The organism is Halopseudomonas salina (genome assembly GCF_008641105.1).
On record NZ_VTTI01000002.1, the window covers coordinates 224,050 to 250,180 of the forward strand.

The window sequence follows — 26,131 nt, forward strand, 5'->3', positions numbered from 1 at the left end:
GTAGGGACCCGCATCGTCACGAATTCTTCAGCGGCTGTGGGATGGATACCCAGAGTGGCATCAAACATGGCCTTGGTCGCTCCCGCCTTGAGTGCAATCGCCATGCCCTGGACGATCTCCCCCGCATCCGGGCCAACCATGTGAACACCCAGTACCCGGTCGGTCTGCTTGTCGACGATCATCTTCATCAGGCTCTCTTCCCCCCGTCCGGCCAAGGTGTTGCGCATCGGGCGGAATCGGCTTTCGTAGACAGCGAGTGTGTAGCCCTTGCCTCTGGCCTGCTCTTCAGTCAGCCCCAGAGCTGCCACGTTGGGGATGCAGAACACCGCGGTGGCGATATCGTCATAATCCACCGGGCGGTATTCGTCGGGCTTGTACAGGCGCCGCACAAGCGCCATGCCCTCAGCCAGCGCGACCGGTGTCAGCTGCATGGTATGGGTAACATCACCTATGGCAAGCACGGCGGGATCGCTGGTCTGATAATCCTGGTCGACATCGATGAAACCCATATCGTCCACGGTGACTCCGGTATTCTCCAGACCCAGTCCGGCAATATTGGGGCGCCTGCCAGTGGCGTAAAGCACCAGATCGGTCTCCAGTGTTGAGCCATCGGACAGCGACAGCGACAGCACTCCGTCCTCGCGGCGCTCGACGGAAAGCACATCGGTGTTAAAGCGCAGATCCAGCTCCTTGGCCTTCATGGTAGTAGCCATGTGTTCACGGATGCTTTGATCGAACCCGCGCAGAAACAGGTCTCCACGGTACAACTGAGTCACCTCGCAGCCGACGCCCTGGAAGATACTGGCGAACTCTATTGCGATATAACCACCGCCTACCACGGTTACCCGTTTTGGGAGGGTTTCGAGGTAAAAGGCTTCGTTGGAGCTTATGACATGTTCGCTACCAGGAAAATCCGGGATGTAAGGCCAGCCGCCTGTGGCTACCAGAACACGCTCGGCGGTGAAGGTCTTGTCACCTACCGCAACGGTATGCGAGTCCACAAAGCGTGCACGCCCATCAATAAGCGTGACCCCTGCGCTGGAGAGCAGATTGCGGTAGATGCCGTTAAGCCGCGTAATTTCGCGGTTCTTGTTTTCCAGCAGGCGGCTCCAGGTAAAGCTGGTTTCGCCAATGTTCCAGCCATAGCCATGGGCATCTTCCATGTCTTCGGCGAAATGCGCAGCATAGGCGAACAGTTTCTTTGGCACGCAGCCAACGTTGACGCAGGTGCCTCCGAGGTACAGGTCTTCGGCAACGGCAACTTTCGCCCCATAACTTGCGGCGAGGCGGCTGGCCCGCACGCCTCCTGACCCGGCCCCGATTACAAAAAGGTCAAAATCAAAATCGCTCATGTTTCCGCCTGGCTGCTGAAAAAAGATGCCACAGCATAACGCATCGACAGGCTGTTTTGCCCACGCATTAGCCCACCAGATGGTTTGTCACCACGGGATCATGATTCGACCTGTTTCTCGCCCTTGTCCTTGCCCTCCGTCGAGGCATGTTCAATAGTGGCATTGAGCTCTGCACCCAGGAGTAATACCGCTGAGGAGATGTAAAAGAACAGCAGCAGCACAATCATCGCTCCGATCCCGCCGTACATGGCGTCGTAGTTGCCGAAATTGCTGACGTAGAAGCCGAACCCCAAGGAAGCGACTATCCAGATGATCACAGCCATTATTGATCCTGGAGTGATGTAACGAAATTTCTGTTCGACGTCAGGTGTGAAGTAATACAAAAGGGCAACTACTAACATCAGCAGCATGATAGCGAACGGCCAGCGTAAAACGGCCCACAGCGTAACCGCCATATCACCTAGCCCCACCCAGCTACCTATCCACGCTATCAAGCCCGGCCCCACCACCATCAGTGCCGTAGCAGTGAGCAGCAGCAATGCAAGCCCGACGGTGTATGCCACGGAAAGCAGATAGCGTTTCCAGCCCGGTCTGGTTTCAGACACGTTGTAAGCCTTGTTCATTGCGTTCATCAGCGAGCGGATGCCGTTTGACGCTACCCAGATTGCCACCACAATGGCTACCGAGAAGATGCTGTTCTTGCCGCTTTGCAAATCAGTAATCACAGGATCCACGATCTCTAGTGCTGCCGATGGAAGCACCAGCGCCGCCTGCTCACGTAACCAGCCGAAAAAATCCTGTAGGTTGAGAAAGCTCAGCATGGCTATCAGGAAAAGCAGAAAGGGAAAAAGCGCAAAGAGTGCGCGGTATGAGAGTGCCGCGGCGTAAGTGGGCATATCATCGGAGATGAAGTTCTTGAAGGTACGCTTGATCAGCGTGAAAGTACTCGTTCCCTGCAGATCCAGAAATGCCATTGTCGTCCCTCGGTACATGAATCGTCTCTAGGTCTGACGATAACATCAAGCAAGAGTTCTGCGTTGCCAAAAAGACTGGTGATAAGACAGAAGAGCGGGGTTTATATAACCACATCAGTGTAATTTACCCTGATGCCTCGTGGTGTATCTGACCATTAAGTTTAAAATGTTAACAAACTCATGGGGTTAAGTAGCGGCATGAAATATGCTTAAGGTTACAGGGAGAAGCGAAACTTCGCTTCAAGATCCAACAAAGGACTATCAGTAATGCCTAACCACACTCTTGGCTTATGCCTCGCGATTGTAATTACGGCTCTGCCGCTCAGCCTGTCCCATGCCGAAGATAATGCCGGTGCTCATGCCCATGGTGGGGAAACGCACCAGCAGCAGAGTGAAAGACCAAATGCTCTGCAATTGAACAACGGCAATCAGTGGCAGACCGATGGTCCGTTACGCAAGGCCATGGCCAGATTAAGAAACGATCTGCAGCCACTGGCGCTGGATATTCATCAGCGTCGGCTCTCAGTTGATCACTACGACGCGATTGCTGCCAGCGTGAATGACCAGGTGACCTATATGATTGACAATTGCGAGCTGGAGGCCCAAGCGGATGCACAACTGCATGTGATCATTGCCGAGCTAATGGCTGGAGTCGTCTTGATGCAGGGCGATAAGCACGGGCAGGCTCGTAGCGATGGTGCCATACGGGTGGTGGAGGCGTTGAACAGCTACGCAACCTACTTCAATGACCCGACTTTCGAAAAGCTTGATCACTAACTGCTCACTCTCGATAGCCCGCGACCTCAGTCAGGCTCGGCGGACGGACAGCCACTGAGAGGGTTCATGCCGTTACCATGCTGGAAGAGTGCAGGCGGGCTGCACTCGCCATTGCATACAGAGTTTTCCCAGGAAGCCGGTTTTTTCAGTGCATGTCATGCCCATGCTGCGAGGACGCGGACTGCTGCAATACTTGCTGATCTATCTCTTCAAAGCGCAACATTTGTCCGCCATGTTCGTCAGCGAGTGTCTGCGCCGCAGCTTCGTCTGCAAAGCTGGCCAGACTGGCGCCCATTGCGCTCTTCAGCGGAATGCCGATGACGTAAAAGGCCTGGGTTGCGTCGATCAGGTGCGCATCATCTGGCGAGCTCCATGTGCTCTGGCCCATGTCGTGAACGAACAGCGAAACATCACTGATGCGGTTTTCAGGCTGCAGCCACCAGCCGAACATCTCGGCAGTCGAGCAAAACTTGCGCACGCCATCATTGCCCACGCCCTGCCCTTTCGGCCCCTCGAATTCGCTGATCACCATCCCACAGACATGGCACTCGTCTTCCTGATGGAATGCCACAGGTTCGCGGGCGACCTGCTCGACATCTTCTTTGCCACAGGCCAGCAAGCTCAAACCCAACAGGGCAATTGCAATCAGGCGCGCGCTGCGCCCTTCGAGATAACTCATCATCCAGATATCCTCATAGCTACACAACACGTCGACGGAATAACCAATAAGCCAATAGCAGGGAAACACCCACCCAAACCACCAGGCAGGCCCACAACAGCCAACCTGATATGGGCAGATCATCACCCAGGGTGAGTACACCCACGGCGCTGCTGCCAACTTCAAAGCCGGACAGATTGATCAGGCGGTAGATGTCGGTGGGGTTGAATAATAAAAGCCAGGGCAACAGGTCCGGATTGAACTTGCCCTCGCTGATAACAAGTACCGCCAGCAACGCAAGATCGAATACCAGCACGAACACGAACCACACCCCAAGGGCCAGACCCGCCGCGGTCGATTTTTCCCGGGCAAGGCTGCTCAACACGTAGGCCAGGGCCAGGAACACCCAGCCCAGCAGCGTCGAAGAGATCATGAAACGTCCGAATGCCCACATCAGCAGGCTCAGTTCCACATCTTCGACCAGGACACCGATGGCCACGGCAGCGCAGCCAAAACCGATCAAGGTGGCCAGGGCCAGGATCAAGCCATGCCCGAAAAACTTGCCCAGGAGTATCTGTCCGCGGCCGAGCGGATAGGTCAGAAGCAACATCAGCGTACCACCCTCCTCCTCGCCGACGATCGCATCGTAGGCCAGCATCAAGGCGATCAGTGGCATGAGAAAGGTTGCCAGACTGGCGAGGCTAGCAATGGTCGCCGGAATAGACGTAAAACCCACCTGCCCTGAAGCCGCTGCGCCAAACCAGGCGATGCCTACTGCCAGCAATGCGAACACCAGACTGATCGCCAGCAACCAGCGATTGCGTAGCCCGTCGCTGAGTTCCTTGCGCGCGATATTCCATATCTGGTTCATGCCGTGACCTCGCTGGCCTGATCCATATAGTGGCGATAGAGGTCGGTGAGCGAGGGCTGGTGAATTTCGATGTCAGTCAGTGTTTCTCCGGCGAGCAGCTCACGTAACAGGTCAAGCTTCTGATCCCCGCGTGCAACTACTTCGATACCGTCGTTACCAAGGGGCGTGGCAATATGACCAGCTGCGTTCCACCGTTGCAGCCATGACTCCCGATCGACCACACCGCTGACCCGGATACGCTCGGGCAGCGCAGCCTCCTGGCGCAAGCTGGTCAGGGTGCCCACTGCCTGCAGGCGACCACCTGCGAGGATGGCACCTCGATCGATATGCCGTTCGACGCCCGGCAGTACGTGGGAACAGAGAATGACGCTGCAGCCCTGTTGGCGCAGGCCATCGATCAGGCTGTACAGATCCTCGGTGGCAACCGGGTCCAGCCCGACAGTAGGCTCGTCCAGTAACAACAACCGGGGCTCGCCCAGCAATGCTTGCGCCAGGCCCAGGCGTTGGCGCATACCTTTGGAATAGGTGCGTACCTTGCGATCGGCCGCGTGCCCCAGACCTACCTGCTCCAGCAAATGGTCGGTCTGGCTGGTGTGAGCACCTTTGAGACGGGCAAAGTGACGCAATGTTTCGCGCCCACTCAGTTGTGCATAGAAAGTGACATTCTCGGGTAGATAACCGAGTGTGCGACGAACCTGCGGATCATTCGGCTCGCGACCCAGCACCCGCACTCGACCTTCGGTGGCGTTGAGCAGGCCAAGAACAAGTTTCATGGTAGTGGTCTTGCCTGCCCCGTTATGTCCGAACAGGCCGAGCACTTCACCTTCGTCCAGGGTCAGGCTAAGGTCTTCGAGCACGGTCATGGTGCCGTAGCGCTGGGTGAGATTCTGGATTTCAACAGCATTCATCGAGTGGTTTCCTGAATCAGCGCCGGACTGTCGGCCGGCAGCTTCATTAGCGGATGACTATCCTGCACGCCCGGTGACTTGGTCACCGGGAAAACTCGCTGCACCCAGCGCAACAGTTCAATGGCCGGGCTGTTCATCAACAAGCGCACCTGCGGATAGAGCCAGAGCAGTCTGTCGATATTGTCGTTCGGTTCGTAGGACACATCGCCGATACCGTCATCATCACGATCCCAGCCCAGATAATCGCTCCAATAGTTACCCTGCCCCTCCACCGACCATTCCTGGGTTCGGGTAGCGACATATTTGACTTGTTGCTGGTTACCCACAAAGGCATTGCGACTGATCTTGTTGTCCTCAGAACCAGCAGTAAGATGTATTCCCAACCCGCTGTTTTCAAAATAATTATTCTCAATGGTATTGAACAGGGAGTTATAGATGAACAAAGCCTTGCCTTCCGCGCCCGAGATCATGGCATCACCATCTCCCTGGTGTGCATCGGATACGAAGTTATCGCTTATCGTGGAGTAGGTGATGTAGTTCATCAGAATGCCGTAATTCTGATCGTGCTCGGAGCGATTACCGGTGACCGTCAGTTGACGGCTCTGCATCAGCGCATAGCCGGTACGGGTATTGCGCGTGAGATTTCCGATTACCGTATTGTCGTGGGAAAACATGTAGTGCACGCCATAGCGCAGATCTTCCAGCGTATTGCCCTCGATCTGATTGCCGTTGGAATTGCCGATATATACGCCGTCGCGGGTGTGGCGCACATGGTTATCGATAATGCGGGCACCCTTGGTACTGAACATATGGATGCCATTGCCACGGTTTTGCGAGCGAACCGTCTCGTCTCCTTCAATGTCGTTGCCGATCACGCTGACATCACTGGCTTGATCGATCCAGATGCCAAAACCGGGCCCCCGCAGACGGTTGCCGCGCAGGGTCACGCGATCCGCGTGTGGATGAATGAAAACCCCCGCATCCAGATCGGTCAGGTTCGCTCCCCACTCCAGCAAGGTGCAGTTCTCGAGCGTGACGTCCGGGGCTTTGATCTCGACGATATGGCCGGTGCCCTGGCCTCTTAGTATTGCGCCATCTTCGCAACGCAGATGGATAGGCTGATCAATCAGAAACTGACCCTGATACTCCCCTTCAGGGAGGATCCAGCGGTTGTCACTGTCGGCAGACAGTGGCAAGTCAACAATATTCTGGGGAGCCGCCTGGGCAACTCCGGAAACATACAGTAATGCACATGTAGCACTAAAGCGCGATACCACTCTCGCCAGTCTTTTCGGCACTGCTGTTACCTTCTTTGGGCGCCATAGAAAAACAGCCCGGCGATTTCGCCGGGCTGTTAAGCATGCTGACAACGTGCTTATCAGGCGGGCTCGACCAACATCCGGCCAGTCATTTCCATGTGCAATGCGTGGCAGAACCAGCTGCAGTAGTACCAGTACACACCGGGTTTGTCGGCAGTAAAGGTAATAGAGGAGGTCTGCTGCGGACTGATTTCCATGCTCACACCATGGTTGACCATCACGAAGCCGTGGGTCACATCCTCGATCTGGTCGATGTTGGTGATGGTCACAGTGACCTCATCACCCTGCTTGACGGTGAACTCTGTTACACCGTAAGCCGGCGCAAAGGACGTCATGTAGACGCGCACCTTGTTGCCGTCGCGGATCACCTTGTTATCGGAAGTCAGGCTGATGCCGTCCTTTTCCGCCCGTTTGACCGTCTCGGCAAAGAACGGATCATCACGATCCCAGATCTTCTTGGTCCGGATCTGATCACGACGCGCCAGAACACAGTCATGCGGCTCGGCAAAGGCAGGACCATCATGCACCAGCTTCATTTCGTCACCGGAGATGTCAAACAACTGGTCGTTCTCTGGGTGCAACGGACCGGTTGGCAAGAATCGATCCTTGCCGAACTTGCTCAGCACTACCATCCATTGACCATCTGCTTCGGACGTTTCAGTCAGCGACGCATGGTTATGACCGGGCTGATAGTGCACATCAATCTTCTGCTTGATGTACTTCACGTCTTCGCCGTTATACGCACGAATAGCATCTGCCATGTTCCACTTAACCACCTGGCTATCAATGAACAGGGTGGTATAGGCATTTCCACGGCCATCAAAAGTCGTGTGCAGCGGTCCGAGGCCCAGTTCAACTTCAGCAACGATCACCTCACGTGGATCTTCGAACTTGTCGTCGAACAGATCATCGAGTCGGTCGATAGCGATCATGCTGACCGTAGGTGACAGCTTGCCGGCTGCTACAAAGTACTTGCCATCAGGCGAGGTGTTGCAGCCGTGGGGGTTCTTCGGCACGGGGATGTACCGCGTCAGCTCTGAGCCGGCGCGGCCGTTCACAACTGGCACTTTCGAGTCGCCCAGGGTGATAAAGTCGCCTTTTTTGACCGCAGCTTCGATGCGAGCGATATTGAACACCACTACCCAGTCGCGTTCTGCGCGCATCATGCCGCCCAGATCAGTGGCCTTTTCCGAGTTGTAGCAGGTAGATGCTGCGTATTTGCCGGTAAAGTCTGAGTCGGTATTGTCCAGGTTACCATCAACGATAACCTGGAAAGCGACTTCCATACTCTCGGCATCGATCACGTTGAACATGGTGTAGACATCATCGCCAGTCATGTCGAAGTTGCTGCCGTCGTTCGGGTGCGGAATGAAGTACTCGGCATTGGCATAAACGTACTTGGTATACGGCACTTTTTGTAGCCGCAGGCCATGAATCGCCTGAACGTTGGGGATCGTGGTGATCTTGTCGCACTTCATGATATCCAGGCGGATACGCGCGACGCGGCTGTTGGCCTTGTCGTTGATGAACAGGTATTTGCCGTCGTACTTGCCATCGGTCATGGAGAGGTGCGGATGGTGACAGTCCCCATTCAGAAACTTCGCACCATCGCCCAGGATCTTTCTGCTTTCGTTGGTAAGACCCCAGCCGGTGGCCGAATCAACGTTGAAAACGGGGATGCGCATCAGCTCGCGCATGGACGGGACGCCCATGACCCGGACCTCACCCTGATGCCCGCCGCTCCAGAAACCATAATACGAATCCAGTTCGCCTGGCGCGACATGGATCTTGGACTTGCCCTTACCCTCCTTTGCGGCCTGGGCGAAGGCCTCGCGGCTCATGACGGAACTGCCCAGCGTCGCTGCGCCGAAAACTGCTGCGCCGGTCATGGCGCTGGCACCGAGGAAGCCGCGGCGGCTTAGTCCTTTGGACTCAATTATCTCGCCTGCTTTATCTTTGTCGCTCATCTTGTGCTCCTTGAATACTTTATATTCGGATCCTGAACGTTAAGATTTCTGCTCGTTCAGGGTTCAACCACATGCACAGGTATCAGCTCGGGTATGGGCTCCTTCTTCCCATTTCGGGCGCGCTTTTTCTTGAGGATCAACGGCGGACATTTTTCGTCGTTGTGATAGGTCATCTGACAATCCAGACAGTAGTGGCACTCGTTATGATTGATGTGTCCATCCGGATGAATGGCCTGGATCTCACACTCTTTGGCGCACAACTGGCAGGGGTCACCGCACTCCTTGCGACGCTTCAACCAGTCAAACAAACGGAACTTTGAAGGGATGGCTAGCGCTGCGCCGAGCGGACAGATGTAGCGGCAGTACACCTTGCGAGTGAATATGCTGATCACCAGCAGGATCACCGCATACAACACAAACCACCATTGGCGATCGAATTTGAGAGTGATGGCCGTCTTGAACGGCTCCACCTCGGCCGCCCGCTCCGCGACTGACATGGACTCCAGCGATATGGCAAAGAGGACCATAAGCACGATGTATTTGATCGCCCAAAGCCGCTCATGCACTGCGAAGGGCAGTTCATACTGAGGCACTTTCAGTTTGCGTGCTGCTTCGTTGATCAGCTCCTGCAGAGCGCCGAAGGGGCACAGCCAGCCGCAAAACACCCCGCGCCCCCAAAGCAGGATGCTGCCTGCAGTGAAGACCCACAGGATAAAGATGATCGGGTCGGTGAGAAACAGCTCCCAACGGAAGTCATCAAAGACCGCGTGAACAAAGGTCAGTACGTTGACTATCGACAACTGACCCAGCGCATACCAGCCGAGAAACACCACGGTGAAAACCAGATATCCGCGACGTAGCCAATGCAGCATGGTTGGGTGCTTGGTGAGTTTGTCCTGGAAGAACAGGATCCCGAGCAAAACCAGCAGTGCCGTAATGACCACGGCGATCTGCCAGCTTTGTTGATACCAGATATTGACCCACATAGGCCGGTTGGCTTCTTCGATGGCAGCCAGCTCCTGCTCAGTGGGCAGCGGCCGCTCGAGGTAATCCTCAGGAAGCTGGTATGCAAGCTCGAAGCTGCTGAACATACTGCTCACCGGCCCGGTCTGACGGCGAACCAGCAGCTCTAGGGACCGATAAAGATGGACTTCTCGTCAAAATCGGGCGTACCAGCGGCATACACATCCGACAGACGATCATGATCCAGGTCGCGAAAACTCATCATTTCGCCGAACTGCCGCAACTGCAAACGATCAAAGATGCCACCGCGGACGTAACCGGAACCCTTGTAGGAGTAATCTCCACGTCCCATCACAGCGATGGCGTGTTCACCAGGTTCGAGATCTTCCATCAGAAATCGGTACTGGTTGTCACCCAGCAAGTTGCGACCAATGGTAGGCGGGTTGAGATGCGCAACGTACAGATCAATGAAGGTCGTGTCGGCCTGATCTGGGCCTGCTTCGTCTATTCCCTCTGCAGGCGTACCGCGAAAAGCTTCGTCGATCTGACCATGGGTTAGACGCAGGCGGCGGATTGCTCCATTCCCGGTGAGAGTTTCCCAGTCCGCTTCCTGATATACATCATCTCGAACAGTGGCCGGCCTGGTTCCGACACCACTTGTCTCTTCGACCAGCCCCAGGGAAACCGCCACTGTATGCGCAGTGCCCATGACAATTTCATTGACCACCATGACGGTCACTGTAGCGCCGCTCACTGCATCCACAGTGACCGCGTTTTCATCTCTCGAGCGGCCGACCACTACACGCTGGTTGACGGAGACGCCGGTATACTTGGAGGTAAAATCGTGCAATTTTTGCTCGGGGATGCCGATGAGCAAAATGGGCTCATGATGCTCAAGTACATAGGCATCAACGATTACGCCCAACGGATCCAGGATCACATGGAGATTGATAGGTTTGCCGGAATAGGCGGGAATAGTAGTGACGTCAATACTCTGGTAGCTATAACCCACCACCTCCTCGCCTGCATACAAGGTACGGACGTTGTACTCACCTTCGGGCTCGGAGATGACATCAACGTCGGGCAACGCAGTATCAATGCGCTGTTGCACAAGCTCGGTGGATTCCTGGGCGACAGCAGCCTGGAATGCTCCCAACGCAAGAAAAACGCAGACGGCAGTTCTGCATAGCCATGCAGAGCTGAGAAGGTTGGTCATTCAACGAGACTCCCGTTGCGGTGAGGGGACTTGCGGGGCGATCAGTGTAGGTCCAATCCAAACTTTTAGAATTGATATTGATCAAAAACGATTTTTTACTTGTTATCGTCTTTTTTCGCGTCAAATCACCGTTTTTCGCGAAAATTGCATTTATGGCCCGCTGTTCAATGTTCGATGTTCGATGTTCGATGTTGAATCAGACTTGGGCTTTTTATCGCTTACAGGTAGGGACCGCCGGAAAGCGGATACGTTCAGGAGGAATGTTCGAGAAGTTGGTTTCTGGGTGCTGGAGCGCTATAAAGCAGAAATAATGAAACGGGATAATTGATGCCGGAGAAGAATAACCAATGGTGCCCGGAGCCGGAATCGAACCGGCACGGAGTTGCCTCCGAGGGATTTTAAGTCCCTTGCGTCTACCAGTTTCGCCATCCGGGCTAGCAGGTACTGAATGCTACTGAATAATGGAGGCCGAGGTCGGAATCGAACCGGCGTACACGGATTTGCAATCCGCTGCATGACCACTCTGCCACCCGGCCTCAGAGGAAAACAGCTACGTTGTGGGTGAGTCAAACGTAACTTTTATCGATACCGGCAATCGCAACAAAAACATCTCAGATATTAACTTATCTTGTTGATAAGACTGATAATTTTCAAGCGTGCCGCAATCGATGGGCTGCATTATGTATTAATTTGGAGGGCTTGGCAAGCATGCCCTGAACTCTAGAGGCAGACCTGCTTGTACAACGGCTCGCCAGGCTCAAGCTGCCGCATAGCGGACACTCGCAAGGATCCGTCCTCGGCCATTGGCACAAGTTCCCGAGTATCACAATTGAGCAGGTGGGTCTGGTGCGAGACCAGGTCCACGTATTCCTTGTCGAACGTGTAAAGTATGAATTGACGAACACGCTGCTCATCACGGTCAGTCCGGATGATGTTTTCGGTGTCCAGTACAGTAAAGCCTACTGTCATCGGGAACAGATAAGTCCAGGGACGCCAGAACACGCCTTCCTGATCCAGAGCTATCACCTGCGACGCTGCAGGTAACTGGCTTTGTTTATGCTCGAACCAGGAATACTCATAGTAGATCTGGTAAGCCAGCATTCCCGCTCCGGCAAATATTGGAACTATCCATGTCGGCAGTTTCTTTCCAGTCAAACCGCGCAACAGGAAAGCGATCCCCGCCGCGCCCAGGCCTGCTACAGCCAATGCAAATAAATGCCAGATCATAAATTCATTTCCCGGAAATAAGGCGGGCTCCCATAAGGAAGCCCGCTCAGGTTCAGCCAGTTGCAGAGCGTGGCCCTGCAGGTCTGGCTTGGATAGTACTCAGTGATCCAGCGCGGTGCCAGCTCCTTTCGGGTAGCGGACGCTCTCTACCAGATCCTGAATTTCCTGCGGAGGCTCCTCTGTCGCGTAGGCTACTGCGAATGCGACGGCAAAGTTGATCAGCGCACCAACTGCCCCGAAGGCCAAAGGCGAGATGCCAAACACCCAGTTCGCTGGAATGTTTTCCAGGGTGTTGGTGCCTGGGATAAAGAACCAGCCCAGATAGATGAAGATGTACACGGTGGTGGCGATCAAGCCGGCCAGCATGCCCAATACCGCGCCCTTGCTGTTGATGCGCTTGGAGAAAATACCCATCATCAGTACGGGGAAGATGGTTGCCGCGGCAATACCGAACGCCAGTGCGACCACCTGTGCAGCAAATCCGGGTGGATTGATACCCAGGTACGTGGCAATGATAATGGCTACCGCCATGGAAATACGGGCTGCCAGCATTTCTCCTTTATCCGTGATATCGGGTTTTATGATCTTCTTGATCAGGTCGTGACTGATTGCCGATGAAATCGCCAACAGAAGACCCGCAGCGGTGGAAAGCGCCGCTGCAATGCCCCCCGCCGCAATCAGACCGATGACCCATCCCGGCAGGTTGGCGATCTCAGGGTTCGCCAGTACCAGAATGTCGTTGTTGACGACCAGCTCACTACCCTCCCAGCCACGCGCTTCGGCTGTTTCAGCAAATGCAGGCACATCGTTGTACATCTGGATACGACCGTCATTATTCTTGTCTTCATAGGTGACAAGCCCGGTTGCTTCCCATGTCCTGATCCATTCTGGCCGTTCCTCGTATTCCAGTGATTCGGCGGTCGGACCTTCAGGATAGACAGTGTCGATCAGGTTCAAACGGCCCATGGAGGCGACAGCGGGTGCAGTGGTATACAGAATCGCGATGAATACCAGCGCCCAGCCGGCGGTCCAACGCGCATCGGCGACCTTTGGCACAGTGAAGAAGCGAATGATGACGTGCGGCAGACCAGCAGTACCGATCATCAACGACACAGTGAACAGGAACATGTTCAGCTTGTTGGAGACGTCAGCGGTATAGTCCTGAAAGCCAAGCTCATTAACCACTTGATCCAGTTTCTGCAACATGGGCATGCCGGACTCCAGATGGGTTCCGAACAGACCTGTCTGTGGTAATACATGACCCGTCATTTGCAGCGAAATAAAGATCGCGGGAATGGTGTAGGCAATGATCAGCACGACGTACTGGGCAACCTGGGTGTAGGTAATACCCTTCATGCCGCCCAGCACCGCATAAGCGAATACCACTGCAGATGCGATAATCAGGCCGGTGGTGCTGTCGACTTCAAGAAAGCGCGCAAATGCCACGCCTGCACCGGTCATCTGCCCGATAACGTAGGTGGTGGAAATCACCAGAAGACAGATGACTGCTACTACCCGCGCCGCATTGCTGTTGAACCGATCACCGACGAAATCCGGCACGGTGTATTTGCCAAATTTGCGCAGGTAGGGAGCCAGCAACATCGCCAGGAGCACGAAGCCGCCGGTCCAGCCCATCAGGAATGACGAGTTGACATAGCCAACCGAGATCAGGCCAGCCATTGAGATGAAAGAGGCCGCAGACATCCAGTCAGCTGCCGTCGCCATGCCGTTCGCGACGGGATGCACGCCGCCGCCTGCGACATAGAATTCTTTAGTCGATCCGGCACGCGCCCATATCGCAATGAAGATATAGACAGCGAAAGACCCGCCGACGAACAAGAGGTTGATAACGAATTGGCTCATTCCGGTTACTCCTCCAGGCCGTGTTTTTTGTCCAGACGATTCATTTTCCAGGCATAGAAGAAGATCAGGAAAACGAACGTCAGGATTGAGCCCTGCTGGGCAAACCAGAAGCCAAGGTCTGCGCCACCGACCGAAATGTCAGATAGAAAAGGTCGTAACAAGATACCGAAACCGAATGAAACCGTAGCCCAGACTGCCAGGCATCCGTAGATCAGGCGTAGATTCGCCGACCAGTACGCCTTGCCTTTTTCTTTATCATCCATCGTATCTCTCCACTTTATTGTTATTACCGATTTGGGAAATTCCACTAGCTCGGAAGGGTTCCGTGCTAGCGATTCTGCAAAATTCGGCCTGACAATAAATCCCCGACATTAGTCTTAGGCTGAATTGCGCGCGTAGGGAGAGATCTGGAGGTCTAGGGGGGGGCTAGAAACTGCGCGAAAGAGACAACGAAAAAAGCCACCCTAAGGTGGCTTTGATCTGTATCTGGAGCGGGAAACGAGACTCGAACTCGCGACCCCGACCTTGGCAAGGTCGTGCTCTACCAACTGAGCTATTCCCGCTTTGCAACGGCGCCTATTCTATCTTGCTGCGCCAGCCTGTCAACTCATTGATTCAGAAAAAGTTATTTGTCGCTTTTTTGATCAGAATGCATACTCATATGAGGCCATGCGGCTTTTAAATACAGGCACATGGACCACAAAGTGAGCACGGCGGAGATCATCAGCAGTACATAGCCCAGGATCACCCAGCTCGAAAATGTTGGGGGATTGGCCAGCAGCACGATCAGCGCGACCATTTGCGCGGCCGTCTTGTACTTGCCAAGGTTGGAGACGGCTACCTGTGCCCGCGCGCCTATCTCCGCCATCCATTCGCGCAGCGCCGAGATAACAATCTCGCGCCCGATAATTACCATAGCTGGTGCGGTAACCCAGAAATTGGCGTGGGCTTGCACCAGCAGAACCAGGGCCACGGCGACCATCAGCTTGTCTGCCACCGGGTCCAGGAAGGCGCCAAAGGCGGTGCTCTGCTGCCACTTTCGGGCCAGATAGCCGTCCAGCCAGTCAGTCAGACTCGCCAAAGTAAAGACCGTAGCGGCGGCCAGGTAGCTCCAGTGCAGAGGCAGGTAATACAGCAGGATGAAGATGGGGATCAGCGCGACCCGCAACAACGTCAGGATATTGGGAATGTTCATAAACTTTCGGCGACCCTCTCTTGATCATGCATTCTAGTCGCTATGCAGTGATGCATAAATCTGTTCCGCAAGTTTTTTGCTGATGCCTGGCACCTTGACCATTTCGGCGGCACTGGCACGACGCAATTCCTGCAGGCCACCAAAGTGACGCAGCAACTCCCTCCGGCGCTTGGGCCCCACGCCTTCAATACCCTCAAGTGGTGAGGTGTTGCGTGCCTTGCCACGACGGGCGCGGTGACCAGTAATGGCAAATCGGTGGGCCTCATCGCGGATATGTTGAATCAGGTGCAGCGCGGGTGAATGTCCGGGCAATACCAGCTCCACCTGCGGATCGTTCAGATAGAGCGTTTCCATACCAGCCTTGCGAGTAACGCCCTTGGCCACACCGAGCAGCGTCAGGTCGTGGATAGCGAGTTCCTTGAGCACCTCCAGAGCCATGGACATCTGGCCCTTGCCGCCGTCGACCAGCAGAATATCGGGCATCTTGCCCTCGCCCTCCTGGATCCGACTGAAACGTCGTACCAGTGCCTGGCGCATCGCGGCATAATCATCGCCGGCGGTGACGCCCTCGATATTGAATCGGCGGTAATCGCTCTTGATCGGTCCCTGGGGCCCAAAGACCACGCAGGAAGCAACTGTTGCTTCGCCGCTGGAATGGCTTATGTCGTAGCACTCCAGCCGCGTGGGCATTTCATCCAGCTTGAGTGCTTCCTGCAGGGTTTCGAAGCGCACTTGAATATTCTGACGATTGGCCAGCATGCCGGTCAGCGCCATATCGGCATTATTGACCGCCATGGTTTGCCAGCGGCTGCGAGTACCGCGCACGCGATGGCTGATGACCAGATTGTGGCCGCGGGCCTGGGCAAGGGCCTCGGCGATCACGGGCAGGTCTTCGTGCGTGTCGTTGACGATAATCTCGCCAGGCAGTTCACGCTCGGCGCCGCCCAGATAGAATTGCGGCAGAAAGGCTGCCAGCACCTCCCCAGGCGTCTGTTCAATGGGTACCCTCGGGAAATGGTTCTTGCTCCCGAGCACCCTGCCCTGGCGCACCATGATGACATGCACGCAGGCCCCGCCCGGGGATACAGCCGCAGCGACTACGTCGACGTTGCCTTGCTCGGTGTCCATGCTCTGTTGATCTTGAACACGTCTTAGCAGCCCGACCTGATCGCGCAGCTCGGCGGCGCGCTCGAAATCCAGGTCCTGGGCGGCCTGCTCCATTGCCCTGTTGAGTTCATCGGTCAGGGCATTGCTTCGGCCCTCGAGGAACATCACCGAATGACGTACATCTTCAGCGTATTCCTGCTCGTCTACCAGGCCAACGCATGGGGCCTTGCAGCGGTTGATCTGGTGCTGCAGGCATGGCCGGCTGCGGTTGCGATAATAGCTGTCTTCGCATTGGCGGACTTTGAAGGTCTTCTGCAGCAGGCTGAGGCTCTCGCGAATAGCGCCGGCGCTGGGATAAGGGCCGAAGTAGCGGCCCTTGAGTTTCTTTGTGCCGCGGTGCAGGCCCAGCCGTGGAAAGCTGTCCTGGCTAGACAGAAAGACATAGGGGTAGGATTTATCGTCACGTAGCAGAATATTGTATGGCGGCCGCGATGCCTTGATCAGGCTCTGCTCAAGGAGCAGTGCCTCGGTCTCATTTGCGGTAATAGTGGTGTCGATCTGCTGAATGCGCGCCACGAGAGCAGCAGTCTTGGGGCTCAGGCCAGTCTTGCGAAAGTAACTGGCCAGGCGTTTCTTGAGACTTTTTGCCTTGCCCACATACAACAGCTCGCCTTTGACGTCGAACATGCGGTAAACGCCGGGCTTATTGCTCGCAGTCGCCAGAAAGGCGCTCGGATCGAATTCGGTAATTTGCTGCATCAACGGGGTATGGCGTCGATCATGCCGTGGCGAATCGCCAACAGGGTGAGCTCTACGTCACTGGTGATGCCGAGTTTCTCGAACAGTCGATAACGGTAGGTATTCACGGTTTTCGGGCTGAGACACAGCTTGTCGGCGATAGCCAAAACCTTTTCGCAGCTGACAATCATGAAAGCGATCTGCATTTCACGTTCGGACAGACTGTCGAAAGGCGATTCACTGGCGGGGGCAAATGATTTGAGTGCCAGCTGCTGGGCAATTTCCGGGCTGATATAACGTTGTCCGCTGGCCACCTGGCGGATGGCCGTGACCATTTCATCGAGCGCCGCGCCCTTGGTTACATAACCGGCTGCGCCAGCCTGCATAAGACGCGTGGGAAAGGGTTCTTCGTGGCAGACAGTGACGGCGATAATGCGCAGGTTCTTGTCATGCAGCAGCAATTTCCGGGTGGCTTCAAGGCCGCCAATACCGGGCATGCGCACATCCATAAGCACCACATCGGGCTTCAGCGCGCGAGCCTGGGTCACTGCGCTCTCACCGCAGTTGGCCTCCCCTACCACACTCAAACCGGGGACGTCGCCGAGCATGCGGCTGATGCCCATGCGTACCAGATCATGGTCGTCAACAACCAGTACCTTGATCAAATCCCACCCCTTGCGCAAATTGACGGTCGGCGTTTGTGCCTGCCGGGTTTCCGTCTCCGGGCAGCTTTGGCAGTGTTTCCTGCCGCTATTCGTAAGCCGCTACCATAGCAAATCGACGCGCAGAGTGGAACGATTCTCAGCCGGTGCGGCTCTCCTCCATCTGAGGGTCCAGTTGGCCCTTCAGCTCCTCGAGGCAGGCCGGATCATCAATGGTAGAAGGCGTCACAAAGGCTTCGCCGCTGGCAATCTGGCGCATGATTCTGCGCAAGATCTTGCCTGATCGGGTTTTAGGCAGACGTTGCACAATCAGGCTGCGTTGAAAGCACGCCAAGGCGCCTATTTCCTTGCGCACCATGCTCGCCAGTTCGCCAGCCAGCTGTTGCGGGTCGATGTGCACGCCATTTTTGAGCACCACCAGGCCCAGGGGTAATTCGCCTTTCAGTTCGTCAGGAATACCGATTACCGCGCATTCGGCCACGGCTGGGTGTGCGCCCAGCACCTCTTCCATTTCACCGGTGGATAGCCGGTGCCCTGCCACGTTGATGATATCGTCGGTACGACCCATCACGAAGACGTAGCCGTCCCTATCGACGTAGCCGGCGTCACCAGACACATAGAAACCGGGGAAGGTATTCAGATATCCCTCGCGAAAACGAGCCGGATTACCCCAGATGCCGGTCAGGCAACCTGGGGGCAGGGGCAGACGAATGGCAATGTTACCCTTCATGCCAGCGCTTACGGGTAGGCCCTCATCGTCCAGAATGCTCAGCATGTAACCAGGCATCGGCCATGTGGCGGACCCCATCTTCGGCGCCTGCAGTTCGTAGCCTGCGGGGTTGGCAGCAATTGCCCAGCCTGTTTCTGTCTGCCACCAGTGATCAATGATCGGCCGATCAAAGTGCTCCTGAAGCCACGCCCAGGTGGGTGGATCCAGGCGTTCGCCGGCCAGGTACAGCCGCTCGAGGCGCGTCAGATCGAATTGCCTGGCCAGATCGGCATCCGGGTCCTCCTTGCGAACCGCGCGGAAAGCGGTTGGCGCAGCAAACAGGGTTTTCACGCCATACTCGCTGCAGACCCGCCAGAACGCGCCGGCGTCCGGTGTGCGTATCGGTTTGCCCTCGTAGATCACAGTGGTGCAGCCTGCCAGCAGCGGGCCGTACACGATGTAGGAGTGACCCACCACCCAGCCCACATCTGACGCGGCCCAGAATACATCACCCACGCCTACATCGTAGACGGACTGCATGCTGTAGCGCATGGCAACCGCATGGCCCCCATGGTCGCGGACTACCCCTTTGGGTTTGCCGGTGGTGCCTGAGGTATACAGAATATATAGAGGGTCGGTTGCCATTACGGGTACAGCATCGGCGGGTTCTGCATTGGCCAGGGCCTGGTGCCAGTCCAGGTCGCGGTCGGTATAAAGCTCGGCCTTGCAGGAGGGGCGCTGTAGAACCACGCAGTGGCGAACCGGATGCCGCGCCAGCTCGATCGCAGCGTCAACCAGGGGTTTGTAGGCAATAGTCCGATCAATTTCAATACCGCAGGAGGCTGTCAGAACCACATCTGCCCTGGCATCATCGATGCGTACCGCAAGTTCCGGTGCAGCAAAGCCACCGAATACCACGCAGTGCACCGCTCCCAGGCGCGCGCAGGCCAGCATGGCAATGACCGTCTCGGGAATCATCGGCATGTAGATGATGACCCTGTCGCCTTTCCCTACACCGAGCCCACGCAACATGCCGGCGCATTGAGCGACTCTACGGGTCAGATCCGCGTAGGTGATGGTTGCCTTGGTAGAAGTGACCGGTGAATCGTAGATAATGGCGGCCTGGTTGCCACGGCCGGCCTGCACATGGGCATCCAGGGCAAGCCATGACGTATTCAGCCTGCCGTCCGCAAACCATTGGTGGTTACCTTCGGCATCCTGCGCGAGAATGGTGGTTGGCCGGGTATGCCATTCCAGTTTTGCTGCCTGGTCAGCCCAAAAAGCTTCCGGGTTCTCACTGGCCTGGTGGTAGGCTTGCTGGTAGTTTTGTGCGGACATGATGACTATTCCTCTTGTTTGCCGCCATGATTCGCTCCTGGGTCGGTGAGGGGAACTAGACTTACGTCGGGTGGGCTGAAACTGCCCACCGGCGCACAATAGCCACACATGCAAGAGGGTCTTGCCCGTGATAATAAGTCTTTAACTGCCCGGGTGACAAAGAGTCCATGAGCAAAGACACAGTGTTCGCCGAAGCCGGTAAAACAGCGGTCATGCAGAACGTGCATGGCACTATGACGTTTCTGCTCGCCTATCCGCCCTTCAATCAGATGGAGACCAACCATCTGGCATACCTGGTTGAACACTGCCAGCTGCGTTTCTATGCCCAGGGTGAAGCCATCATCCGCCCCCAGCAGGGGGCAGTGACACATTTCTATATCGTCAAGCAGGGCCTGGTGCGCGGCGAGCGTCTGCTCAGCGGTCAGGACGAACCTGAGACCACCTTTGAAATCAGCGTTGGCGAGTGTTTTCCCCTGGCGGCACTGATTGGTGAGCGCGCCACCCGCACCGAGCATCTGGCCGGTGAAGATACCTTTTGTCTGGCTCTGCCGCGCAGTGAGTTCGCACGCCTGTTCAGCCTCTCTGCGCCCTTCCGCGACTTTGCCTTGCGCGGGGTCAGCAGCCTGCTTGATCAGGTCAACCAGCAGGCGCAGCAGCAGGCTGCTGAAAACCTCGGCGCACAATATTCGCTGGACACCCGTCTTGGCGACCTGGCCGTACGCAGCCCGGTCTGTTGCGCCGCCGAACTGTCCATCCGTGACGCGGTTAAAGCGATGGATGATGCCAGCGTGGGCAGCATTGTAATCGTTGATGCCGCGCATAAACCCCTGGGCATTTTCACCCTGCGCGACCTGCGCCGGGTAATCGCCCAGATCGATATAGATCTGGAGGACCCGGTAAGCGGCGTCATGACTCCATCGCCCCACTACCTGGCTCCTGGTGCTTCGGCCTTTGATGCCGCCATTGCCATGACCAGTCTGCATATCGCGCATATATGCGTGGTTGAGAAAGAAAAGCTCATCGGCGTGGTGTCCGAGCGGGACCTATTCTCCTTGCAGCGCGTAGACCTGGTGCACCTGGCCAGAACCATCCGCCAAGCCACCAAGGTCAGTACTCTAGCCGCCCTGCGCACCGATGTACGCCAGTTGGTAGAGAGCATGATGGCCCATGGCGCCTCGTCAACCCAGATCACCCACATTATCACCCTGCTCAACGACCATACGGTGTGCCGGGTGATTGAACTTTGCATTCAACAGTATGGCGATCCGGGCTTCCCCTTCACCTGGATGTGTTTTGGTAGTGAGGGTCGTCGCGAACAGACCCTGCATACCGATCAGGACAACGGCATTCTCTTTCAGGCCGAAAGTCCCGCACAGGCAGCCAGTTACCGTGAACGTCTGTTACCACTGGCGCGACATATAAACAATGCCCTGGCGGAGTGCAGTTTCACACTGTGCAAGGGCAATATCATGGCCAGCAACCCCGAATTGTGTCTGTCGGAGCAGGAGTGGGATAAACGCTTCGATCAGCTGATCCGTACCACTACACCAAAGAACCTGATGGAGTCCTCGATTTTCTTCGACCTGAGGGTCATATGGGGCGAGCCTGAGGGCACGCGCAGGATATTTGACCGGCTGCTCGACAAGATCCGCGACAACTCCCTGTTCCAGCATATGCTGGCCCAGAATGCCTTGACACAACGGCCGCCCATCGGGCGCTTCCGTGATTTCGTGGTGGCTCGCAGCGGCGCCGAAAAAGACACCCTGGATCTGAAGAAACAGGGGTTGATGCCCTTTGTGGACGGCGCGCGACTGCTGGCACTGGCCCATGGCATTACCGACTGCAACACGCTCGAGCGCTTTCAGCAACTGAGTGCCCGCGAGGTGATTGACGCCAAGGATGCCGCCGCATACGAAGAGGCCTATCACTTCATTCAGCTGATCCGCATGCAGCAACACCAGTTGCAGGATCGGCAAGGTCTGCCTTTCAGCAATAGAATTGACCCGGACACCCTCAACCATCTTGACCGGCGCATCCTCCGCGAATCCTTTCGCCAGGCCAAGCGCCTCCAGGCCAGCCTGGCCATCCGTTACCAGCTATGAATCCGTTTGACTGGCTCTCACGCAAGAGTGGCGCTCAACTGACCGAAGCTCAGCAGGCCCGCAGGGAACATCTCCCCCCTGTGCAACCGCTGAATGACACTCCCCTGGAGAAAGCGCGGTTGGTCGTCATGGATCTGGAAACCAGCGGCCTGGATACACGACGCGACAAGGTCTTGTCGATCGGTGCGGTGGTTATCGAGCAGGGTGCCATCGACATGGGCACCCAGTACGAATGCACGCTCTACCGTGAAAACCACAAGGTAACCGAAGCCATTCTGATCCACGGTATCGCGCCCAGCGAGATAGCCGAAGGCCGGGACGCCGCCGATGCGCTGCTGGATTTCATGGAATTCTCCGGCCAGTGCGTATTCATGGCTTTTCACGCCCGCTTCGATCAACGCATGCTGCGGCGCAGCTTGCGCGAGGACCTGGGGCATCGACTGCAGCATGTGTTTATTGATATCGCCGAAATGTCGCCCATGCTCTGCCCTGACGCGCAAGTTGGCCGCGGCGGTCTTGATGACTGGCAGGCCCATTTTCGTCTCAATAACACTCAGCGGCATAATGCGGCAGCTGATGCACTGGCCACCGCTGAAATCGCCTTGATCCTGTTGAGCAAGGCGCGCGCCCAGGGAATCCCCAATCTGGCCGCCCTGGAGAGTCGCCTCGGCCACTGGCGCAAGCTCAAGCACGCCCGTTCGGGCGGAATCTAGCCTTATCGAAAAAAACTGAACCCCAGGGTTGGACACGGGTCGGAACGGACGATAGTCTTCGCGCCCCTGCCAATTCCGGAGTTCCAAATGATCAACAAAACACGCCTTAGAACCGCCCTCGCCCTAGCCGCTGCTGCGGCCTCCACACAGGCTATGGCCAACGGTGTGGCCGTGAACGAGCAAAGTGCTAGCGGCATGGGCACGGGTTTTGCGGGCCGGTCGTCTTCTGCACAGGACGCCAGCACCGTATTTGGCAACCCTGCTGGCATGTCGAAAATCGAGCGTACCCAGATCAGCGGCGGCTTTGCCGTGATCGACGCCAGCACTGACATCAGCAGTGTACAAAGCCCGGCTACCGGAACCAACGATGGCGATATGGTGCCATTCACCGCGATTCCCTTTGGTTATTACGTCAAACCCCTTAGCGACAACTGGCATTTCGGTCTGGGCGTCTACGTTCCCTTCGGCGTGATCAGCGACTACGAGAACAGCTTCCAGGGCCGCTACCACGGACTGGAAAGCGAAGTGCAGGTAGTTACTGTGCAGCCTACAATCAGCTACCGGATCAACGAGCGGGTCTCGGTTGGTTTCGGGCCCACCATCAATCGTATTGAAGGCACCCTGACCCGTGCGGTAGCTGCCAGTCCGCTCAACGATAGTTATGTGGATATTGAAGGAGACGACGTCGGGTATGGTTTCAATGTGGGCGTTCTGGCTGATCTGACCGATAGCCTGGCACTGGGCCTGACCTATCACTCGAAGGTTGACTACACCCTGGAAGGCGACACCCAGGTGTCTGATTTCCCTATCCCGGTTAACGGTACCTACGACGCCACGCTGGACGTCACCACTCCGGAGTCGATTGACCTGTCGCTGACCTATGCACACAACGAATACTGGACGCTGTACGCCGGTGCTACCTGGACCCGCTGGAGCCAGTTTGATCAGTTGGTTATTGAAAACCCCTCTGCCCCAGGGCGGTTCGGCAATATCGAGGAGGACCTCAATTGGTCTGACACCGTAGCCTATGCATTAGGGGCTGCCTACCAGATCACTCCAAGTGTGGTGTTGCGTACTGGTGTTGCCTTTGATCGCTCGCCAACCAACGATGCCGACCGTACGGTACGTATACCGGTCAGTGATCGCACGGTTCTGTCATTGGGTGCTGGCTGGGAGGCCACTGATAATCTGACATTGGATGTGGCCTATGCCTATTTGCACGAAGATGAAGGCAGTGTCAGCTACTCAGGATCCGACACCAGTCCCGCCTACACCGCCGATTACCGCAACAGCGCCCATGGTCTGTCAGCCCAGGCGACCTATAGCTATTAATTAATAGCGTACACAAAAACGCCCCGAACCAGTCGGGGCGTTTTCATTCAACCTCGAACTTCGGTGCGCCAACAAAGGGAGCGTCCGGGCTGTAATGCATCACACCGCCTCTCGGCGGGCACCTTTAGAGCGGACGACCTATCAGGACGGGTTGCCGGCGGGAAGTAGATCAGCTAGCGCGCCCAAATTGTTCTTGAATGCCTTGGCAAACACATCACGATTTTGCGCCAGGTAAAGGCTGACATCTTCAGCGGTCTGCTCGGTCAATGACGGTACCGCAGTCTGCAGCACTTCACCGAGCGCTTCAGCCAGTTCTAGCATCTTGTCGTGACGATCAGCTTCGGCTTTATCCATGAACAACTGCTCCGGGTCTCTGCTACTACGATAAACAACTTCAACGGCCATACTCATACCTCTGGCTTGATAGTGATATCCGTTCTGTCGCTTTGATCAGACCGGCCGACACAGGATACTGTATGTGCGTACAGTTATCACCTTTTTGTCGTGTCACTTTTTTTGGCGCCTTCAGTCTCAATTGCCTATGCTTTCTCCAACTGGCTCACAACAACAACCCAGCAAGCCGGTTCAGGACACAGCTCATGGCACAGCATCTGTATCTGTACGAGGGCATCAGCGAGCGACTGCGCTGCCATATTCGACAGGGCAATTATCGATCGGGCGAACGACTGCCTTCGGTACGATCGCTCAGTCGACTGTTCAATGTCAGTGTGAACACCATCACCCAGTGTTTTCGACAATTGGAAGCTGACGGCTTTATCGAAGTGCGTCCCCGTTCCGGCGTATTTGTTGCGGACGCGCTCCCTGCCCCAGCCCGCCCTGACAATATTGCGCATTTCCCGTTGCTGCCGGTAGAGGTCTCCCTGAGCGAGGACATACTTCATTTCATGGAGCCCCATGCGAGATCCGAACTTGTGCGCTTCGGAATCGCCCTGCCCAGCCCCCAGTTGATAGCAGTGGACCGCATACTCAAAACCATGCGCGAGGTTACCCGTACGCACGCACTGGAGTCCTGGGACTATACCCATCCCCATGGTCATGAGCGCTTTACCCATCAGCTCTCCCGGCGAAGCATCAACTATCCCGTACCCATCGACCAGCATGAGCTGCTGGCTACCAACGGGTGTATGGAGGGAATTGAACTGGCTCTGCGCGCGCTGACGCAACCCGGAGACACTGTGGCCGTGGAGACGCCCACTTACTATGGCACCCTGCTCGCGTTAGGCGTCATGCGGCGACGTGTCCTGGAGATCCCGACGCATTACCGGGATGGTATATGCCTGTATTCACTGGAACAGGCATTCAAACGGGGACAGGTCAAAGCCTGCCTGCTTTCGACCAACGCCCAGAACCCCCTGGGCTTTACCATGTCTGCGGAGCGTAAACGCAGGCTGGTCGCCCTGGCGGTCAAATTTGACGTACCCATCATAGAGAACGATATCTGGGGCGATACCGTATTCACCGGAGAGGCTTTACCCGCCAAGGCCTATGATGAAACGGGCATGGTGATCTACTGCAATTCGTTTTCCAAAGCACTGATGCCCGGCTTACGACTTGGCTGGGTTGCGCCCGGGCGTTATCACCGCCGTATTCGGGAGCTGAAACAGATCAGCAACATCACCACCGCTTCGGTTCCACAGATAATGATGGCGCGGTTAATGGAAAGCGGGTTTTACACGCAGCACATACAGCATTTACGGGGCCATCTGGCAACACAGACAGAACAGACCTCGAAACAGATCCTCGAATGCTTTCCCGCCGGTACCACAGCCAGGCAACCTACCGGTGGTTGCGTTTTATGGGTTGGATTACCTGGCGGCAGGGATGCGCGCCAACTCTTCGATCTGGCCTTGGCTGAGGGCATACACGTATTCCCCGGCAGCGTATTCTCTGCCGGGCCGAGGCATAGTGATTTCCTGCGGTTGAATGCCGGCAATCCGCTCAGCGAGCAAAACAGCAGGGCCATCCAGCGTCTTGGCGATATCGCAGCGAGGCTTTGACGCTTCGGGTACTGGCCCTGGACTCCTCTGTGTCAGTCAAATGCATGGATCTGTACCTGTTCCGCTCCACTCCCCGGGCCTAGCATGATGATTCCAAAAACCAACAAGAAGGCTCCGGCCCA

The 26,131-nt window shown here is 56.1% G+C and carries 20 protein-coding genes, 3 tRNA genes and 1 pseudogene; 5 read left to right on the plus strand and 19 right to left on the minus strand.

Features of this window, described 5'->3' with window-relative positions; genetic code table 11:
- Together gorA and FZF01_RS04485 are read right to left on the minus strand one after the other, a co-directional pair.
- The coding region (gorA, locus tag FZF01_RS04480; protein WP_150277111.1) for a glutathione-disulfide reductase at window positions 1–1,352 on the minus strand (1,352 nt) is incomplete at its 3' end.
- Between the two features lie 98 nt (window positions 1,353–1,450).
- Window positions 1,451–2,326 (minus strand): YihY/virulence factor BrkB family protein, encoded by an 876-nt coding sequence (locus tag FZF01_RS04485; protein WP_150276953.1) that lies wholly within the window; start codon window positions 2,324–2,326, stop codon window positions 1,451–1,453.
- A gap of 267 nt (window positions 2,327–2,593) precedes the next feature.
- Here FZF01_RS04485 and FZF01_RS04490 point away from each other — a divergent pair, with 267 nt between their 5' ends.
- Complete coding sequence (locus tag FZF01_RS04490; RefSeq protein ID WP_150276954.1) at window positions 2,594–3,103, plus strand: hypothetical protein; 510 nt, start codon at window positions 2,594–2,596, stop codon at window positions 3,101–3,103.
- Window positions 3,104–3,248: 145 nt separating this feature from the next.
- Here the strand turns inward: FZF01_RS04490 and FZF01_RS04495 are convergent, their stop codons facing one another.
- From FZF01_RS04495 to FZF01_RS04570, 16 genes and pseudogenes are all read right to left on the minus strand, one after another.
- Window positions 3,249–3,785 (minus strand): nitrous oxide reductase accessory protein NosL, encoded by a 537-nt coding sequence (locus FZF01_RS04495; protein ID WP_150276955.1) that lies wholly within the window; start codon window positions 3,783–3,785, stop codon window positions 3,249–3,251.
- Between the two features lie 16 nt (window positions 3,786–3,801).
- A complete protein-coding gene (locus FZF01_RS04500; protein ID WP_150276956.1) occupies window positions 3,802–4,632 on the minus strand; it encodes an ABC transporter permease in 831 nt (276 codons plus the stop codon).
- Window positions 4,629–5,540 (minus strand): ABC transporter ATP-binding protein, encoded by a 912-nt coding sequence (locus FZF01_RS04505; RefSeq protein WP_150276957.1) that lies wholly within the window; start codon window positions 5,538–5,540, stop codon window positions 4,629–4,631. The genes FZF01_RS04500 and FZF01_RS04505 overlap by 4 nt, the downstream gene beginning before the upstream one ends.
- Window positions 5,537–6,838 (minus strand): nitrous oxide reductase family maturation protein NosD, encoded by a 1,302-nt coding sequence (locus tag FZF01_RS04510; protein WP_223825389.1) that lies wholly within the window; start codon window positions 6,836–6,838, stop codon window positions 5,537–5,539. Before FZF01_RS04510 ends, FZF01_RS04505 begins: the two co-directional genes overlap by 4 nt.
- Before the next feature lie 80 nt (window positions 6,839–6,918).
- On the minus strand, window positions 6,919–8,826 hold the full coding sequence (gene nosZ / locus FZF01_RS04515) for a TAT-dependent nitrous-oxide reductase (RefSeq protein ID WP_150276958.1): 1,908 nt from the start codon (window positions 8,824–8,826) through the stop codon (window positions 6,919–6,921).
- 56 nt (window positions 8,827–8,882) lie between these two features.
- Window positions 8,883–11,005: pseudogene (gene nosR, locus FZF01_RS04520) on the minus strand (transcriptional regulator NosR).
- Window positions 11,006–11,353: 348 nt separating this feature from the next.
- Window positions 11,354–11,440, minus strand: a tRNA-Leu gene (locus FZF01_RS04525).
- A gap of 27 nt (window positions 11,441–11,467) precedes the next feature.
- Window positions 11,468–11,541 (minus strand) — tRNA-Cys (locus FZF01_RS04530).
- 184 nt (window positions 11,542–11,725) lie between these two features.
- Complete coding sequence (locus tag FZF01_RS04535; RefSeq protein WP_150276959.1) at window positions 11,726–12,232, minus strand: hypothetical protein; 507 nt, start codon at window positions 12,230–12,232, stop codon at window positions 11,726–11,728.
- A 99-nt stretch (window positions 12,233–12,331) separates the two neighbouring features.
- Window positions 12,332–14,095 (minus strand): sodium:solute symporter family protein, encoded by a 1,764-nt coding sequence (locus FZF01_RS04540; protein WP_150276960.1) that lies wholly within the window; start codon window positions 14,093–14,095, stop codon window positions 12,332–12,334.
- A gap of 5 nt (window positions 14,096–14,100) precedes the next feature.
- A complete protein-coding gene (locus FZF01_RS04545; protein WP_150276961.1) occupies window positions 14,101–14,358 on the minus strand; it encodes a DUF4212 domain-containing protein in 258 nt (85 codons plus the stop codon).
- Between the two features lie 224 nt (window positions 14,359–14,582).
- Window positions 14,583–14,658, minus strand: a tRNA-Gly gene (locus FZF01_RS04550).
- Window positions 14,659–14,720: 62 nt separating this feature from the next.
- Entirely contained in the window at window positions 14,721–15,290 is a 570-nt protein-coding gene (pgsA, locus tag FZF01_RS04555) for a CDP-diacylglycerol--glycerol-3-phosphate 3-phosphatidyltransferase (RefSeq protein ID WP_150276962.1), read from the minus strand.
- A gap of 33 nt (window positions 15,291–15,323) precedes the next feature.
- Window positions 15,324–17,156, minus strand: a complete 1,833-nt coding sequence (gene uvrC / locus FZF01_RS04560) for an excinuclease ABC subunit UvrC (RefSeq protein WP_150276963.1) — start codon at window positions 17,154–17,156, stop codon at window positions 15,324–15,326.
- Window positions 17,156–17,800 (minus strand): UvrY/SirA/GacA family response regulator transcription factor, encoded by a 645-nt coding sequence (gene uvrY / locus FZF01_RS04565; protein WP_150276964.1) that lies wholly within the window; start codon window positions 17,798–17,800, stop codon window positions 17,156–17,158. The genes uvrC and uvrY overlap by 1 nt, the downstream gene beginning before the upstream one ends.
- 136 nt (window positions 17,801–17,936) lie before the next feature.
- Window positions 17,937–19,844, minus strand: coding sequence for a propionyl-CoA synthetase (locus tag FZF01_RS04570; protein WP_150276965.1), 1,908 nt, complete (start codon window positions 19,842–19,844; stop codon window positions 17,937–17,939).
- Window positions 19,845–20,011: 167 nt separating this feature from the next.
- Between FZF01_RS04570 and FZF01_RS04575 the strand changes: the two genes are divergently transcribed.
- The 3 genes from FZF01_RS04575 (at window position 20,012) to FZF01_RS04585 (ending at window position 23,991) form a co-directional block, all read left to right on the plus strand.
- The gene (locus tag FZF01_RS04575; protein ID WP_150276966.1) at window positions 20,012–21,946 is read left to right on the plus strand and encodes a putative nucleotidyltransferase substrate binding domain-containing protein; all 1,935 of its coding nucleotides are present in this window, start codon (window positions 20,012–20,014) and stop codon (window positions 21,944–21,946) included.
- Window positions 21,943–22,659: a 3'-5' exonuclease gene (locus tag FZF01_RS04580; RefSeq protein WP_150276967.1), complete on the plus strand. Its 717-nt coding sequence runs from the start codon at window positions 21,943–21,945 to the stop codon at window positions 22,657–22,659. Before FZF01_RS04575 ends, FZF01_RS04580 begins: the two co-directional genes overlap by 4 nt.
- Before the next feature lie 90 nt (window positions 22,660–22,749).
- Window positions 22,750–23,991, plus strand: coding sequence for an OmpP1/FadL family transporter (locus FZF01_RS04585; protein ID WP_150277113.1), 1,242 nt, complete (start codon window positions 22,750–22,752; stop codon window positions 23,989–23,991).
- A 141-nt stretch (window positions 23,992–24,132) separates the two neighbouring features.
- On the opposite strand, the gene FZF01_RS04590 is transcribed toward FZF01_RS04585, so the two are convergent.
- Complete coding sequence (locus FZF01_RS04590) at window positions 24,133–24,396, minus strand: YebG family protein (RefSeq protein WP_150276968.1); 264 nt, start codon at window positions 24,394–24,396, stop codon at window positions 24,133–24,135.
- A 194-nt stretch (window positions 24,397–24,590) separates the two neighbouring features.
- On the opposite strand from FZF01_RS04590, the gene FZF01_RS04595 reads away from it, so the two are divergent.
- Window positions 24,591–26,009 carry an aminotransferase-like domain-containing protein gene (locus FZF01_RS04595; RefSeq protein WP_150276969.1) on the plus strand — a complete coding sequence of 473 codons (1,419 nt, stop codon included), beginning with the start codon at window positions 24,591–24,593 and terminating at the stop codon, window positions 26,007–26,009.
- Window positions 26,010–26,131: the final 122 nt, after the last annotated feature.